The organism is Streptomyces sp. NPDC014656 (assembly GCF_043084305.1).
Classification (GTDB): Bacteria; Actinomycetota; Actinomycetes; order Streptomycetales; family Streptomycetaceae; genus Streptomyces.
This window is the reverse complement of record NZ_JBIBZN010000011.1, coordinates 223,669-239,580: the sequence shown is the minus strand read 5'-3', so window position 1 is coordinate 239,580 and position 15,912 is coordinate 223,669. Positions and strand designations below refer to the sequence as shown.

General features: G+C 74.3%; 12 protein-coding genes. 3 read left to right on the top strand and 9 right to left on the bottom strand.

What is annotated here, in order from left to right:
* Positions 1–76: 76 nt before the first annotated feature.
* Genes ACF1ED_RS24710 through ACF1ED_RS24700 form a run of 3 tightly spaced genes read right to left on the bottom strand, consistent with a single transcriptional unit; the run spans position 77 to position 3,179 of the window.
* On the bottom strand, positions 77–850 hold the full coding sequence (locus tag ACF1ED_RS24710) for a sugar phosphate isomerase/epimerase family protein (protein ID WP_391764054.1): 774 nt from the start codon (positions 848–850) through the stop codon (positions 77–79).
* A gap of 26 nt (positions 851–876) precedes the next feature.
* Positions 877–2,031: a dihydrodipicolinate synthase family protein gene (locus ACF1ED_RS24705; RefSeq protein ID WP_391763909.1), complete on the bottom strand. Its 1,155-nt coding sequence runs from the start codon at positions 2,029–2,031 to the stop codon at positions 877–879.
* The gene (locus ACF1ED_RS24700) at positions 2,028–3,179 is read right to left on the bottom strand and encodes a Gfo/Idh/MocA family protein (protein ID WP_391763907.1); all 1,152 of its coding nucleotides are present in this window, start codon (positions 3,177–3,179) and stop codon (positions 2,028–2,030) included. Before ACF1ED_RS24700 ends, ACF1ED_RS24705 begins: the two co-directional genes overlap by 4 nt.
* A gap of 197 nt (positions 3,180–3,376) precedes the next feature.
* On the opposite strand from ACF1ED_RS24700, the gene ACF1ED_RS24695 reads away from it, so the two are divergent.
* Positions 3,377–4,423, top strand: coding sequence for a LacI family DNA-binding transcriptional regulator (locus ACF1ED_RS24695; protein WP_391763905.1), 1,047 nt, complete (start codon positions 3,377–3,379; stop codon positions 4,421–4,423).
* Between the two features lie 497 nt (positions 4,424–4,920).
* On the opposite strand, the gene ACF1ED_RS24690 is transcribed toward ACF1ED_RS24695, so the two are convergent.
* Together ACF1ED_RS24690 and ACF1ED_RS24685 are read right to left on the bottom strand one after the other, a co-directional pair.
* Positions 4,921–5,508, bottom strand: coding sequence for an AAA family ATPase (locus ACF1ED_RS24690; RefSeq protein ID WP_391763903.1), 588 nt, complete (start codon positions 5,506–5,508; stop codon positions 4,921–4,923).
* Positions 5,505–6,581, bottom strand: a complete 1,077-nt coding sequence (locus ACF1ED_RS24685; RefSeq protein ID WP_391763901.1) for an EamA family transporter — start codon at positions 6,579–6,581, stop codon at positions 5,505–5,507. The genes ACF1ED_RS24690 and ACF1ED_RS24685 overlap by 4 nt, the downstream gene beginning before the upstream one ends.
* Positions 6,582–6,680: 99 nt before the next feature.
* Here ACF1ED_RS24685 and ACF1ED_RS24680 point away from each other — a divergent pair, with 99 nt between their 5' ends.
* Complete coding sequence (locus tag ACF1ED_RS24680) at positions 6,681–7,592, top strand: LysR family transcriptional regulator (protein WP_391763899.1); 912 nt, start codon at positions 6,681–6,683, stop codon at positions 7,590–7,592.
* Positions 7,593–7,713: 121 nt separating this feature from the next.
* Complete coding sequence (locus tag ACF1ED_RS24675; RefSeq protein WP_391763897.1) at positions 7,714–9,528, top strand: glycoside hydrolase family 3 protein; 1,815 nt, start codon at positions 7,714–7,716, stop codon at positions 9,526–9,528.
* 55 nt (positions 9,529–9,583) lie between these two features.
* Here ACF1ED_RS24675 and ACF1ED_RS24670 read toward each other — a convergent pair whose 3' ends face one another.
* The 4 genes from ACF1ED_RS24670 to ACF1ED_RS24655 all read right to left on the bottom strand — a co-directional run bounded on the left by ACF1ED_RS24670 (position 9,584) and on the right by ACF1ED_RS24655 (position 15,850).
* A complete protein-coding gene (locus ACF1ED_RS24670; RefSeq protein ID WP_391763895.1) occupies positions 9,584–11,032 on the bottom strand; it encodes an aminopeptidase in 1,449 nt (482 codons plus the stop codon).
* A gap of 86 nt (positions 11,033–11,118) precedes the next feature.
* Complete coding sequence (locus tag ACF1ED_RS24665) at positions 11,119–11,550, bottom strand: hypothetical protein (protein WP_391763893.1); 432 nt, start codon at positions 11,548–11,550, stop codon at positions 11,119–11,121.
* Positions 11,551–11,631: 81 nt separating this feature from the next.
* The gene (locus ACF1ED_RS24660) at positions 11,632–12,003 is read right to left on the bottom strand and encodes a hypothetical protein (protein WP_391763891.1); all 372 of its coding nucleotides are present in this window, start codon (positions 12,001–12,003) and stop codon (positions 11,632–11,634) included.
* A gap of 61 nt (positions 12,004–12,064) precedes the next feature.
* Positions 12,065–15,850 carry an ABC transporter ATP-binding protein gene (locus ACF1ED_RS24655; RefSeq protein WP_391763889.1) on the bottom strand — a complete coding sequence of 1,262 codons (3,786 nt, stop codon included), beginning with the start codon at positions 15,848–15,850 and terminating at the stop codon, positions 12,065–12,067.
* Between the last annotated feature and the right edge of the window lie 62 nt (positions 15,851–15,912).

Here is a 15,912-nt window from a genome sequence, read left to right as displayed (position 1 = left end):
GCCCGGAGGCCCCCGCCGCGCACGCGGGGGCCTGGTCCCTGAGTCCGGGAGGAGAAGGGCCGCACCCCTTCAGGACTCAGACCTTCAGGAAGGCGTCCAGGGTCTCCTCCAGCACCTCGACGCCGTCCCTCGCCCACAGGCCGTCGTTGAACAGCTCGACCTCCACCGGGCCCGTGTGGCCGACCCGTTCGAGGAGCTCCGCCCACCAGGTGAGGTCGATCGCGCCGGTGCCGAGCTGGCCCCGGCCGTTGAGGACGCCCTCCGGGAGGGGGGTCGTCCAGTCGGCGAGCTGGAAGGAGTGGATCCGGCCGCCGGCCGCGGCGCGCTCCACCGCCGCCGGGGCGTTCTCGTCCCACCACAGGTGGTAGGTGTCGACGGTGACGCCCACCTGGGCGGCCGGGAAGCGCTCCGCGATGTCCAGGGCCTGGTCCAGGGTGGAGATCGCGCAGCGGTCGGAGGCGTACATGGGGTGGAGGGGCTCGATGGCGAGCCGGACCCCGCGCGCGCCCGCGTAGGGGGCGAGGACGCCGATCGCGTCCGCTATGCGCGCGCGTGCCCCCGGCAGGTCGCGGCTGCCGGCGGGCAGGCCGCCGGAGACGAGGACCAGGGTGTCGGTGCCGAGCGCCGCCGCCTCGTCGATCGCCGCCCGGTTGTCGGCCTCCCAGCCGTCAGCGGTGAAGAAGCCGCCCCGGCAGAGCGTGGTGACGGCCAGGCCCGCGTCCCGCACCAGGCGGGCCGTCGCCTCGATCCCGTACTCCTTGACCGGGTCGCGCCACAGGCCGATCCCCGGGACGCCGAGGCGGACGCACTGCGCGACCAGCTCGGGGAGCGGGAGCTGCTTCACCGTCATCTGGTTGATGCTGAAGCGGTCGCGGTTCACTGGGGCACTCCGTGGACGGTGAGGAGGGCGCGCATGCGGGCCTCGGCGCGGGCCGGGTCCGGGAAGAGGCCGAGGCCGTCGGCGAGTTCGTAGGCGCGGGCCAGGTGCGGCAGGGAGCGGGCCGAGTGGAGGCCGCCGACCATGGTGAAGTGCTCCTGGTGGCCCGCGAGCCAGGCGAGGAGGACCACGCCCGTCTTGTAGTAGCGGGTCGGGGGCTCGAAGAGGTGGCGGGAGAGCGCGACCGTCGGGTCGAGCAGCTTGCGGAAGCCCGCCGTGTCGCCGGTGTCGAGGGTCCTGACCGCCTCCGCCGCCAGCGGGCCGAGCGGGTCGAAGATGCCGAGCAGGGCGTGGCTGAAGCCCTGCTCGTCGCCCGCGATCAGCTCCGGGTAGTGGAAGTCGTCACCGGTGTAGCAGCGGACGCCTTCGGGCAGCCGACGGCGCAGCGCGACCTCGCGGCCCGCGTCGAGGAGGGAGATCTTGACGCCGTCGACCTTGTCCGGGTGGGCGGCGATGACCTCCAGGAAGGTCTCGGTGGCCGCGTCCAGGTCGGCGGAGCCCCAGTACCCCTCCAGGGCCGGGTCGAACATCGGGCCGAGCCAGTGGAGGATCACGGGCTCGGCGGCCTGGCGCAGCAGGTGGCCGTAGAGCTCCAGGTAGTCCTCGGGGCCGGCGGCCGCCGCGGCGAGCGCGCGGGAGGCCATCAGGATGGCCTGGGCGCCGGACTCCTCGACGACCGCGAGCTGCTCCTCGTAGGCGGCCCTGATCTCCGGCAGGGAGGCGGGGCCGGTGAGCTGGTCGGTGCCGACGCCGCAGGCGATCGCGCCGCCGGTTGCCTTCGCCTCGGCGGCGGAGCGGCGGACGAGTTCGGCAGCGCCCGCCCAGTCGAGGCCCATGCCGCGCTGGGCGGTGTCCATGGCCTCCGCGACGCCGAGGCCGTGGGACCACAGGTGGCGGCGGAAGGCGAGGGTGGCGTCCCAGTCGACGGCGGCGGGGCCGTCGGGGGTGGTGTCGGCGTACGGGTCGGCGACGACGTGCGCGGCGGAGAAGACCGTGCGGGAGGTGAGGGGGCCGGGGGCGGCGGGCGCGAGCGGTTCGGCGCGGGGCTCGTACGCGCGCGTGCCCCCGCCGGGGACCGGGAGGCGGAGGGTCACAGGGTCACCTCGGGGACGTCGAGGCGGCGGCCCTCGGCGGCGGACCTGAGGCCGAGTTCGGCGAGCTGGACGCCGCGGGCGCCGGCGAGGAGGTCCCAGTGGTAGGGCTCGTCGAGGACGACGTGGCGGAGGAAGAGCTCCCACTGGGCCTTGAAGCCGTTGTCGAACTCGGCGTTGTCGGGGACCTCCTGCCACTGGTCGCGGAAGGAGTAGGTGGCGGGGATGTCGGGGTTCCAGACCGGCTTGGGGGTCAGGCTGCGGTGCTGGACGCGGCAGTTGCGCAGGCCGGCGACGGCGGAGCCCTCGGTGCCGTCGACCTGGAACTCGACGAGCTCGTCGCGGTTGACGCGGACCGTCCAGGAGGAGTTGATCTGGGCGATGGCGCCGCCCTCCAGGTGGAAGGTGCCGTAGGCGGCGTCGTCGGCGGTCGCGTCGTACGGCTTGCCCTGCTCGTCCCAGCGGCGCGGGACGTGGGTGGCGATCTCGGCGGAGACGGAGGTGACGCGGCCGAACAGCTCGTGGAGGACGTACTCCCAGTGCGGGAACATGTCGACGACGATGCCGCCGCCGTCCTGGGAGCGGTAGTTCCAGCTGGGGCGCTGGGCCTCCTGCCAGTCGCCCTCGAAGACCCAGTAGCCGAACTCGCCGCGCACGGACAGGATCTCGCCGAAGAAGCCGCCGTCGATGAGCCGCTTGAGCTTGAGCAGGCCGGGGAGGAAGAGCTTGTCCTGGACGACGCCGTGCTTGACGCCCTTCTCGGCGGCGAGGCGGGCGAGGTCGAGGGCGCCGGCGAAGTCGGCGGCGGTGGGCTTCTCGGTGTAGAGGTGCTTGCCGGCCTCGATCGCCTTGGTGAGGGCCTCGACGCGGGCCGAGGTGACCTGGGCGTCGAAGTAGACGTCGATCGTGTCGTCGGCGAGGACGGCGTCGAGGTCGGTGGACCACTCGGTCAGGCCGTGCTTCTCGGCGAGGGCGCGCAGGGCGTGCTCGCGGCGGCCGACGAGGACCGGTTCGGGCCAGAGGACCTCGCCGTTGCCGAGGTCGAGGCCGCCCTGCTCGCGCAGCGCGAGGATCGAGCGGACGAGGTGCTGGCGGTAGCCCATGCGCCCGGTGACGCCGTTCATGGCGATGCGGACTGTCCTGCGTGTCACGGAAGGTTCCTCTCCCCGGCGGGCTCACGCCCTCGTTCCCTGCGATCCGCGGTCTGCGATCGCCGTGTGGAGGCATGACGAAATACGCCATGCATGGCAGAAAGCGCTTCCGGCGCGACGATAGAAAGCGCTTTCTGCCGTCGATGACGCTAGCCTGCCGACAACACGTCGGACAAGGCCCCGGAGGTACGCACGCGATGACCGTCACCCTGGCGGACGTGGCCGCCCGCGCCCGGGTCTCCCCCGCGACCGTCTCCCGCGTCCTCAACGGCAACTACCCGGTGGCCGCCTCGACGCGGGAACGGGTCCTCAAGGCCGTCGAGGAGCTGGACTACGTCCTGAACGGGCCCGCCAGCTCACTCGCCGCCGCCACCTCCGACCTGGTCGGGGTGCTGGTCAACGACATCGCCGACCCCTTCTTCGGGATCATGGCGAGCGCCGCGCAGAGCGCCATCGGCGAGGTCGGCTCGGGCCGGGCGGGCGGCGAGAAGCTGGCCGTCGTCTGCAACACCGGCGGCTCCCCCGAACGCGAGCTGACCTACCTCACGCTGCTCCAGCGGCAGCGCGCCGCCGCCGTGATCCTCATGGGCGGCTCGCTGGAGGACCCGGAGCACCTGGCCGCGACCGCCGCGAAGCTGGCCCGGATGGCCGAGGCCGGGACCCGGGTCGTGCTGTGCGGGCGCCCGCCCGTGGCCGGGGACGCGCACACCGCCGCGCTCGTCTTCGACAACCGCGCCGGGGGACGCCGGCTCGCCGAGCACCTGCTCGGCCTCGGCCACACCCGGATCGGTTACGTCGCGGGCCCCGCCGACCGCACCACCACCCGGCACCGCCTGGAGGGCCACCGGGAGGCCCTCGCGGCGGCGGGCGTCGCGGAGGGCCCGACCGTGCACGGCCCCTACGACCGCGCCGCCGGACGCGCGGCCGTCGCCGGGCTCCTCGACCGCGACCCGGGGCTGACGGCGATCGTCGCCGCCAACGACACGGTGGCCCTCGGCGTCTGCGCGGCCCTGCGGGAGCGGGGCCTGTCGATCCCCGGCGACGTCTCGGTGGCGGGCTTCGACGACCTCCCCTTCTCGGTCGACGCGGTCCCCGCCCTGACGACCGTCCACCTCCCGCTCCACGCCTCGGGCGTCCGCGCGGGGCGGCTGGCGATGGGCACCGAGGACGCCCCGGCGCACGGCACGGAGACGGTGCCGGGCGAGCTGGTGGTGCGGGACTCGACGGCGGCGCCGCGGGGGTGAGGGCCCGTCGCCGTCGCGGCGCCCCGCCCGCCCGCGGCGGAAGCGGCTGCCGGAACGGCCTCGGCCACCGGCCGCTTCGCACGGGCCTCGGCCCCTTCGGCTTCGGCCCCTTCCGCGTCGGCCCCTTCCGCGTCGGCCCCTTCGGCGTCGGCCCCTTCGGCTTCGTCTCTCTCGACCTCGTCTCCCTCTGCCGGGGCGGCTGGGAGCGGGCCACCCCGGGGCGGGCCGGCGTGGGGGCGAGCCGCCGTCGGGAGGGGCCGGGACGGGCCGGGAGGGACCGCCGTGGGGACGGGCCGGGAGGGCCAGTGTGAGGGCGAGCCGGGAGGGGCGGGGTGAGGGCGAGCCGGGAGGGCAGGCGTGGGGGCGAGCCGACGTCGGGACGGGCCGCCCCCGGACCGGGCTGGCGTCGGGCCGGGCCGGGTCGGCGTCGGAATGGACTGTGCCGGGCCGCCCCCGGCCGCCGCGGCCCGGGAGGGGTCGGCGGGGGCTCGCGGGCCCTATGAACCGGCGGGGCCCCGCGCGTCCGCGTAGGCGGCCAGGCCCGTGGCCGCGAGGACCGCGTCGACGGTCTCCTCCACGGTCTGGTCGGCGTTGTCGATCCAGACGGCCTGGTCGGAGAGTTCGGCGCGCATGGCCCCGTCCAGGAAGGCCCAGTTGGTGGTGAGGCGCTTGTGGCGGGCGTTGTTCCGCTCCCACGCCTTGTCCGGGCCGGGGGCCAGGATCACCACGTGGAGGGGGACGGGCACCGGCTGGGCACGGTAGAAGTCAAGGTGCGAACGGCGGACCACGACGTCGTCCATGACCGGGAGGAAGCCGGCGGCGGCGAGACTGGCCGCGATCAGACAGGCGTTGCGGGCGCGCAGCAGGATCTGGCGGTCCGCCTCCGGGTCGCCGTCCGGGGTCGGCCAGTGGCCGCCGCTGACGATCAGCTCCTGGAGGTGGTCGACCTCGACGTGCGCGGCCCTGGCGAAGCGGGCCGCGAGGGCGGCCGAGACGGTCGACTTGCCGCTGCCGGGGATGCCGGCGAGGAGCAGGGCGCCGGGTGCGGGGACGGGGGCGTCGACGGTGACGTTCTCGAAGGTCATGCGGGCCTTTCCTCGCGGGCGGGACCCCCGGACGATACGGGGGCGGGGGCCTCCCGCACCAGGGATTTCGGTGCCTGCGGGGACCGCGCCGGGACCACCGTGACCACCGTGACCGCCGGGACCACCGGGACCACCGCGTCCGCCGAGTTCGTCGCGTCCGCCGAGTTCGTCGCGTCCGCCGGGGACTTCGGGGACTTCGGGGGCTCCGGAGACTTCGGGGACTTCGGGGCGAGTGACGTCAGGGCCACTCCGCCGACGAGGAGGGCGGCCGCGGCCCACCGCGGGGGGCTGACCCCCTCGCCCAGGAAGAGGGCCGCCGAGGACATGCCGAAGACGGGGACGAGGAGGGAGAAGGGGGCGACGGAGGAGGCGGGGTGGCGACGGAGCAGCCAGCCCCAGGCGCCGAAGCCGAAGACGGTGGTGACCCAGGCGACGTAGAGGATGACGCCGGCGCCGGTCCAGTCGAGGGCGCGGAGCGCGGCCAGGTCGCGCTCGGGTCCCTCCAGGAGGAGGGAGAGGGCGAGCAGCGGCAGGACGGGCACGGTGCTGACCCAGACCATCCAGTTGAGCGGGTCGGGCGGGGCGGCCCTGCGGGTGAGGACGTTGGAGACGCCCCAGCAGGCGGCGGCCGCGATGACCAGGACGAAGCCGGTGACGGGTCCCGAGGTGCCCTCGTCGACGGCGGCGACGCCGATGCCCGCGAGGGCCACGCCCATGCCGAGGACGGTGAGCCGGCCGGGGCGCTCGCCGAGCGCGGCGAAGGCGAAGAGGGCGGTGAAGACGGCCTGGACCTGGAGCACGAGGGAGGAGAGTCCGGCGGGGGCGCCGAGGTCCATGCCGGTGAAGAGCAGGCCGAACTTGGCGACGCCCAGGGCGAGTCCGACGGCGACGATCCACTTCCAGGCGACCTTGGGCCGGCCGACGAGGAAGACGGCGGGGAGGGCGGCGACGAGGAAGCGGAGGGCGGAGAAGAGCAGCGGGGGGAAGTGGTCGAGACCGATCTCGATGACGACGAAGTTGACCCCCCAGACCGCGGCGACGAGCGCGGCGAGGGCGATGTGTGCGGGGCGCATGGAGCGAGCATGGCCGCCGCCGACCGTGTAGCACCAGCACGGGTCTCTTCATGGTTGGATGAAGCACTGCTACATCCAGGACGCCCGTCGGAGGTTCCCGTGCTCGATCTCGGCCGGCTGCGCGCCCTGCACGCCGTCTCCGTCCACGGCAGCGTGGGCGCCGCCGCGACGGCCCTCGGCTACACCCCGTCGGCGGTCTCGCAGCAGATCGCGAAGCTGGAGCGGGAGACCCGCACGACCCTGCTCGAACGGAGCGGGCGGGGCGTCCGGCTCACCGACGAGGCCCGTCAGCTCGCGGGCACCGCCCGGCAGCTGCTGGCGCTGGTGGAGGAGGCGGAGGTGCGCCTTGAGGAGCGGCGCGGGCTGCCCGCCGGGCGGCTCTCGATCGGCTGCTTCCCGAGCGCGGCGCGCGGCCTGATGCCCCGGGTGCTCGCGGACCTGGCCGTGCGCCATCCAGGCCTGGACGCCCGGCTGACCGAGGTGGACCCGCACCTGTCGGTGGACCTGGTGGCGCGCGGGGTGCTCGACCTGGCGGTGGCGCACGACTGGGACATCGCCCCGCTGCCGGCGCCGCCCGGGGTGGAGCAGGCGGTGATCGGCGACGACGGCTGCGACATCCTGGTCCACCGGGAGCATCCGCTGGCGGCGCGGCGGTCGGTGCGGCGGGAGGAGCTGGCGGGCGAGCGGTGGATCTCGCAGCCGCCGGGGACGGTGTGCCACGACTGGCTGGAGCGGACGCTGCGGGCGACCGGCGTGGAACCCCTGATCGTCCATCAGGCGGAGGAGAATCACACGCAGGTGGCGCTGGTCGCGGCGGGGCTCGGCATCGCGCTGGTGCCCCGGCTGGGGCGCGGCGGACTGCCGCCGGAGGTGGCGCCGCTGCGGCTCGACCCGGCGCCGACGCGGCGGCTGCACGCGCTGTGGCGGGCGGGGGCGGCACGGCGCCCGGCGATCCGGGAGACGGTCCGCACGCTCCAGGAGCTGTGGCCGTCGATCGCGTCGGCCGCCTGAAACGGGACGGACCTCACTTCTCGGCGATTCGTGCGGGAATCCTTGACCTGACAGTTACTTTCAGACTATCCGTTCACCTTGGAAGTTTCTTTCACCCCTTGTACGGCCGGAAGGAGCACCAGTGCCCCACCCCACCCGACGCACCCTGCTCGCCGTCACCGCCGCCGCTGCCGCCTCGGTCACCGGAGCCGTCGCCCACGCCGCCCACGCCGCCGACGCCCGCACCGAGGAGCGGCTCCGCCGGCTCGTCGGCCGGATGTCGCTGGAGGAGAAGGTCGGCCAGCTCTTCGTCATGCGGGTGTACGGCCATTCGGCCACCGCCCCCGACCGGGCCGACGTCGACGCCAACCTCCGGGAGATCGGCGTCCGCACCGCCGCCGAACTGGTCGAGCGCTATCACGTCGGCGGGATCATCTACTTCGCCTGGGCCCACAACACCCGCGACCCGCACCAGATCGCCGAGCTGTCCAACGGCATCCAGGCCGCCGCGCTCGCCGCCCGTACGCCGGTCCCCGTGCTGATCTCCACCGACCAGGAGCACGGCATCGTCTGCCGGGTCGGCGAGCCCGCGACCCTGCTGCCGGGGGCGATGGCGCTCGGCGCGGGCGGTTCCCCGGCCGACACCCGCAAGGCGGCCCGGATCGCGGGCGCCGAGCTGGCCGCCCTGGGCATCCGGCAGAACTACGCCCCGGTCGCCGACGTCAACGTCAATCCCGGCAACCCGGTCATCGGCGTCCGCTCCCTCGGCTCCGACCCCGCCGCGGTCTCCCACCTGGTCACCTCGCAGATCCGCGGCTACCAGGGCGCCGGCGTGGCCGCCACCGCCAAGCACTTCCCCGGCCACGGCGACACGGCCGTGGACAGCCACTACGGCCTGCCGGTCATCACCCACACCCGCGCGCAGTGGGCGGAGCTGGACGCCCCGCCGTTCCGGGCCGCGATCGCCGCCGGCATCGACGCGATCATGACCGCGCACCTCGTGGTCCCGGCGCTCGACCCCTCCGAGGACCCGGCGACGCTCTCGTACCCCATCCTCACCGGGGTGCTCCGCGAAGAGCTCGGCTATGACGGGGTGGTGGTGACCGACGCCCTCGACATGCAGGGCGTCCGCACCAAGTACGGCGACGACCGGGTCCCGGTGCTCGCCCTCAGGGCGGGCGTGGACCAGCTGCTCAACCCTCCGAAGCTCGACGTCGCCTGGAACGCGGTGCTCGGAGCCGTGCGGAGCGGGGAGCTGACCGAGGAGCGGATCGACGAGTCGGTGCTGCGGATCCTGCGGCTCAAGGCCCGCCGCGGCCTCTTCTCGGAACCGCGCACGACCCGGGAGGCGGTGGACGCCACCGTCGGCACCGCCCGGCACCTCGCCGAGGCCGACCGGATCGCCGAGCGGACCACCACCCTGCTGGTCAACGAGGACGGCTTCCTGCCGCTGAGCCCGGCCTCGCACGGCAGGGTCCTGGTCGTCGGCGCCGACCCCGCCTCCCCTTCCGGCACCACGGGGCCGCCGACGGCCACCCTGGCGGGGGCGCTGCGGGAGCTGGGCTTCGAGGCGGCCGCGCTCTCCACCGGGACCGCCCCGACGGCGGCCCGGATCGACGAGGCGGTGGCCGCCGCCGAGGGCCGGGACGTGATCGTGGTGGGCACGTACAACCTCACCGCGACCAGTCCGCAGCGCACGCTGGTGGCCCGCCTGGTGGCGACCGGGGTGCCGGTGGTGACGGTCGCGATCCGCAATCCGTACGACGTCGCCCGGACCACCGGGCAGCGGGCGACGCTCGCCGCCTACTCCTGGACCGACGTCGAACTCCGCGCCGCCGTGCGGGTGCTGGCGGGCCGGGCGAAGCCGCGCGGGCGGCTGCCGGTGCCGGTGCGCAGCGCCGAGGACCCGGCGGTGACGCTCTACCCGGTCGGCTTCGGGCTGTCGTACGACCGCTGACGGCGCGGACGGGGGGTGCGCCCGGCAGGACGCACCCCCCGTCACCTGCCGGAGGCTACGGCCGCAGGCCGTGCTCCTTCGTCACGTCCTCGTCCACCGGCCGGTCCAGGCGGGCGTCGAAGCGGGCGAGCGGCCGGGCGGCCTCGACGGCGGGGGCGTCGACCCCGGCCCAGGCGAGGATGCGGGCGGTGGCCTTCTCCCGCTCGGCGTCGACGAGTCCGGCGACGTTGGCACCGTGGTTGCCGCCGGGCGCGTAGTAGACGTAGCTGTCCCGGGCGCCCTTGTCGACGCGGAACGGCTCCGCGCCCCACGGGTCGTTCTCGCCGTAGACGAAGAGCATCCGGTTCGCGTTCTTGCGGACCCAGTCGTCGACGTCCCGCATGACCCACGGCTTGAACCTCATCGGGATCTCCCGGGGCACGAAGTTCGAGGCCGGCTGGTAGCCGTAGCGGTTCAGTCCGTCGAGGTGCGGCTGCCTGATGGTGGGCGAGCCCAGCTCGGTGGCCGCCTGGTAGTAGTACGGGGTGTAGTACTCCAGGCCCTGGTCGGTGTAGGCGGACCAGCCGGCGTAGGCGTCGATCGTGTCGTAGACGACGTCGTCGCTCGCGGTCCTCGCGTCCGGGACCGTGTCGCAGACGTCCTCGCCGTAGTACTGCCAGAAGCCCCAGACGAAGTCGAGGACGGTCGCCTCCCACGCCTTGTCGAGCGAGCCGACGGTGTTGAAGGTGGCGCCCTCGGCCGCGGCCCAGGTCTTGAACTTCTCCTGGAGCGGGCCGCGGCGGAGCAGGGCCTCGCGCTGCATGGTGTTCAGGCGGTCGCGGCACTCCTTGGTGCCGACGTTCGCGAAGAACCGGTCGTAGGCCGAGTCCTCCTTGTTCACCACGTCGTTGGGGGCCACGTAGGCGACGACGCCGTCCATGTCGCGCGGGTAGAAGCGCTCGTAGTAGGTGGCCGTCATGCCGCCCTTGGAGCCGCCGGTGGAGAGCCAGTTCTCGCCGTAGACCTTCTTCAGGGCGGTGAAGATCCGGTGCTGGTCGCTGGCGGCCTGCCAGATGTCGAGCTTGGACCAGTCGGCGGGAGCCGGGCGGGACGGCGTGAAGAAGCGGTACTCCATGGAGACCTGGTTGCCGTCGACGATCCGGGTCGGCTCCGCCCGGCTGGGGGTGGTGCTCAGGCCGTAGCCGCTGGTGCGGAAGACCGTGGGGCGGTCGGTGCCCTTGTGGAGGACCGAGATCCGCTGCTGGAACGTTCCGGCCCAGGGCCGCTTGTGGTCGATCGGCTGCTCGTAGTTCAGGACGAAGAAGCGGTAGCCGGCGTACGGCTTCTCCTCGATCAGGCTCATCCCGGGGATCGCCAGGAGGCGGTCCTCGATGTCCTGGCTCTGCGCGTCCGCGACGGTGCTGACGGACTCCGTGTCCGCGGCGGTGGCGGTGGCCACTCCGGTGGAGCCCACGGTGCCTATGAGCACCCAAAGCGACAGCATCAGTCTCAGCGACTTACGCATGCACCCTCCCATGATTCACAACGGTGCCGTGAACCTAGCGGGGTGAACGTCCGGGCCGCCAGACCCGGTTGAGTCTTACCTCTGCATCAGCACAGGATCCAGCCGGTGGCGGTGGAGCGTCCGGAGACGGTCGCGGTGGCGCGGACGCAGCGGTTGAGCGCGTGCACGGTCACCGGTCCGGCCTGCCGGCCCCAGCGTCCGCTCACGACGGCGGCCCGGCCGCCGCGCGGCTGGAGGGTGACCTTCATGGGCCGCACCGCGCCGGGCCGCTTGGCGAGGACCAGGGCGCAGGCGTAGTGGCGGGTCCGGTAGAGGCGCAGCTCGCCGGTGGCGAAGGAGACCGTGCGGGTGGGGCGCCCCTGGCAGACGGAGACCGCGTCGGCGGTGCCCGCGCCGGGCCCGGCCAGGGTGAGCAGCCCCGCCGCGAGGGCCAGGACGAGGGCGTACGCGTACGCGCGCGTGCGCGTGCGCGTGCCCGTGCGCCCGGTGGTCGATGGGACCGCAGTGCCTCCGGACATGCCGCTCCTCCCCCGCTCTCCCTGTGGCCGTACACGTTTACGACGTTCGGGACGTCCGTACGGTTGCCCCGGCGGCGCGGGTCAGCCGGTGAAGTACGCCGTGACGAGGCCGAGGAAGAGCAGCTCGGCGCCGATCAGCGTCCACAGGGCGGCCCAGCGGGCGCGGGTGGGCGGGACGCCGTGAGGGACGGTGAGCGCCCGGAGCCAGGCGCCGCCCGCGACGGCCAGGGTGACCCAGTAGAGCCAGCCGGGGACCTCGCCGCACGTGCCCCGCATCACGCACGCCGTGCCGCTCTCGGAGGAGAGGGCGAGCACCACGGCGAGCAGGATCGCCGGGAGGAACAGCAGCCCGGCCCAGAGCGCGCAGCGGCGCAGCGTGCGGGCCGGGACGACGGGGGGCGGGGTGGGAGCGGAGGCGGGGGCGGGCGCGGCGGTGGGGGCGGGGTCGTTCATGGTCCCGATCCCACCCCGGCCGCCGGGCCCGGTCATGAGCCCCCGTACTCACCTCCCGTACTCAGATCGCCGCGGGCTCCTGCTCCGCCTCCGGGTCCGCCTCGCCGACGAAGGTGCGCCACAGGGCCGCGTAGCGGCCGTCGCGGGCGAGGAGTTCGTCGTGGCTGCCCTCCTCGGCGATCCGGCCGTGGTCCATGACGACGACCCGGTCCGCGCGGGCCGCCGTGGTGAGGCGGTGCGCCACGATCAGGGTCGTGCGCCGCCCGGACAGCCGCTCGGTGGCGGCGTTGACCTGGGCCTCGGTGGCCAGGTCCAGGGCGGCGGTGGCCTCGTCGAGGAGGAGGACGTCCGGGTCCACCAGCTCGGCGCGGGCCAGGGCGATCAGCTGCCGCTGGCCCGCCGAGAGGTTCCGGCCGCGCTCGGCGACCTCGTGGAGGTAGCCGCCGTCCAGGGTGGCGATCATGTCGTGCGCGCCGGCCGCGCGGGCGGCGGCCTCCACCTCGGCGTCGGTGGCGCCGGGCCGGCCGTAGGCGATGGCGTCGCGGACCGTCCCGGCGAAGAGGTACGCCTCCTGCGGGACGACGCCGAGCCGGTGCCGGTACGCGGTGAGGTCGAGGTCCCTGAGGTCGGCGCCGTCCGCGGTGACCCGGCCCGAGGTCGGGTCGTAGAAGCGGGCGACCAGCTTGACCAGGGTCGACTTGCCGGCGCCGGTCTCGCCGACGAAGGCGACGGTCTGCCCGGCGGGGATCCGCAGGTCGATCCCGCTGAGCGCGGTCTCCGCGCCGTCGCCGGCCTCGCCGCCGTACCCGAAGGACACGTCCTCGAAGGCGATGTCGCCGCGCAGCGACAGCACCTCGCGGGGCTCCTCGGCGGCGGCGGTCGACGTCGGCTCCTGGAGCAGCTCCTGCATCCGGCCCAGCGAGACGGCGGCCTGCTGGTAGCCGTCGAAGACCTGGGAGAGCTGCTGGACCGGGGCGAAGAAGAGGTCGATGTAGAGGAGGTAGGCGACGAGCGCGCCGGTGGTGAGGGTGCCGGCCTCGATCCGGTTGGCGCCGACGATCATGACGGCCGCGGCGGCGCCCGAGGACAGCAGGGTGACGAACGGGAAGTAGACCGAGATCAGCCACTGGCCGCGCACCCGCGCCTCCCGGTAGGCGTCGCCCCGCTCGGCGAACCGCGCGGCGCCGGACCGCTCCCGGCCGAAGGCCTGCACGATCCGCAGCCCGGCCACGGACTCCTGGAGGTCGGCGTTGACGACGCCGATCCGCTCGCGGGCCAGCTCGTACGCCTTCACGCTGGAGCGGCGGAACCAGTACGTGGCGACGGCGAGGAGCGGCAGGGTCGCGAAGACGACCAGGGCCAGCTGGAGGTCGAGGACCAGCAGCGCGACCATGATCCCGAAGAAGGTGACGACCGAGACGAAGGCGGTGACCAGGCCCGTCTGGAGGAAGCTCGACATGGCGTCGACGTCCGTCGTCATCCGGGTCATGATCCGGCCGGTCAGCTCGCGCTCGTAGTAGTCCAGGCCGAGCCGCTGGAGCTGGGCGAAGATCTTCAGGCGGAGCGCGTAGAGCACCCGCTCGCCGGTGCGGCCGGTCATCCGGGTCTCGGCGGTCTGCGCCGCCCACTGCACGAGGACGGTGACGAGGGCGAGCGCGGAGGCGGCCCAGACGGCGCCGACGGCGAGCCGGTTCACGCCCTCGTCGATGCCGTGCCGGATGAGGACCGGCAGGAGCAGGCCCGCGCCCGCGTCGAGCGCGACCAGGCCGAGGCTGATGAGGAGGGGGGTGCCGAAGCCGCGCAGCAGCCGGCGGAGCCCGTAGCCCGTCTCCGGCTGGACGGCCCGGGCCTCGTCGACGTCCGGGACGTCGGCGGCGGGCGGCAGGGCGGCGACGGCGGCGAGCAGCTCGGGGGTCGCCCCGGCCGCCTCGGCGTCGCGGTCGGGGGTCTCGTCCCGTACCCACAGGGCGGGGGTGATGCCGCGCTCGGCGTCGAACTCGGCGTCCAGCTCGGCCCGCAGTCCTTCGTCGTCCTCGGGGGCCGCCCCGGCCGTCTTCAGGGCGTGGCCGGGCGAGACGCCGCCCAGCTCGTCGGGGTCGGTGAGGAGCCGGCGGTAGAGCGCGGAGCGCTCCTGGAGCTCCTCGTGGGTGCCGAGGTCGGCGAGCCGGCCGCCGTCGAGGACGGCGATCCGGTCGGCGAGGTTGAGGGTGGAGCGGCGGTGCGCGATGAGCAGGGTCGTGCGGCCCGCCATGACGGCCTTGAGGGCCTCGTGGATCTCGTGCTCGACCTTGGCGTCGACGGCGGAGGTGGCGTCGTCGAGGACGAGCAGGCGGGGGTCGGTGAGGATCGCGCGGGCCAGGGCGACGCGCTGGCGCTGGCCGCCGGAGAGGGTGAGGCCGTGCTCGCCGACCTTGGTGGCGTAGCCGTCCGGCAGCTCGTCGATGAAGCGGTCGGCGCGGGCGGCCCGCGCGGCGGCCTCGACCTGCTCGTCGGTGGCGTCGGGGACGCCGTAGGCGATGTTGGCGCGGACGGTGTCGGAGAAGAGGAAGGAGTCCTCGGGGACCAGGCCGATCGCGGCCCGCAGCGACTCCAGGGTCAGCTCGCGGACGTCGTGGCCGCCGACGAGGACGGCGCCGCGGTCCACGTCGTAGAAGCGGGGCAGGAGGAGGGAGACGGTCGACTTGCCGGAGCCGGAGGAGCCGACGAGGGCGACGGTCTCGCCGGCCCGCAGCTCCAGCGAGAACCCGTCGAGGACGGGCTTCCCGCCCCCGTCGCCGCCGCCGTACCCGAAGGTGACGTCGTCGAACTCGACGGTGGCCGGCGCGTCGGCCGGCAGCTCCTTCGTGCCGTCCTCGATGACCGGCTCGGTGTCGATCAGCTCGGCGACCCGCTCCACGCCCGCGCGTGCCTGCTGGCCGACGGTGAGGACCATGGCGAGCATCCGGACCGGGCCGACGAGGGACGCCAGGTAGGCGGAGAAGGCGACGAAGGTGCCGAGGGTGATCTGCCCCTTGTAGGCGAGCCAGCCGCCGAGCGCGAGCACGGCGACCTGGCCGAGGGCGGGGACGGCCTGGAGGGCGGGGGTGTAGAGCGAGTTCAGCCGGATGGTCCGCAGCCGCGCGGCGAACAGCTTCCGCCCCGCCTCCCGGATCTTCCCGGTCTCCTGCTCCTCCTGCCCGAAGCCCTTCACGACCCGGACGCCGGTGACCGCCCCGTCGACGACCCCGGCGACGCCGGCGGCCTCCTGCTGGGCGGCCCAGGTGGCCGGGTGGAGCCGGGTGCGGCTGCGCTTGGCGATCCACCAGAGGGCGGGGGCGACGGCGAGGGCGACGAGGGTCAGCGGGATCGACAGCCAGGCCATCACGGCCAGCGAGATGAGGAAGAGCAGCACGTTCCCGATCGTCATCGGGAGCATGAAGAGCAGGCCCTGGATGAGCTGGAGGTCGCTGGTGGCGCGCCCGACGACCTGGCCCGTGGACAGCTCGTCCTGCCGCCGCCCGTCGAGCCGCAGGATCGTCCCGTACATGTCGTCCCGGAGGTCCCGCTGCACGTCGAGCGCGAGCCGCCCGCCGTAGTAGCGCCTGATGTACGTCAGCCCGTACACGAGCACGGCGGCGGCGAGCAGCAGCCCGGTCCACACGGCCAGGGACCGGGTCCCGGCCCCGATCACGTCGTCGATGATCACCTTGGTGATGAGCGGCACGAGCGCGAGCAGCGCCATGCCGGCCAGCGACGAGCCCAGGGCGAGCACGACGTCCGTCTTGTACCGCCAGGCGTACGACCACAGCCGCCGCGCCCACCCCTGTTCCCGCTCCGCCCCGGCCTGTTTCCGCCCCACCGCCGCCACGTGGCGCCTCCCGTTCCGTCCTGGTCTACCGGAAGGCGACAACGTGCCCGACGTGCGTTTTC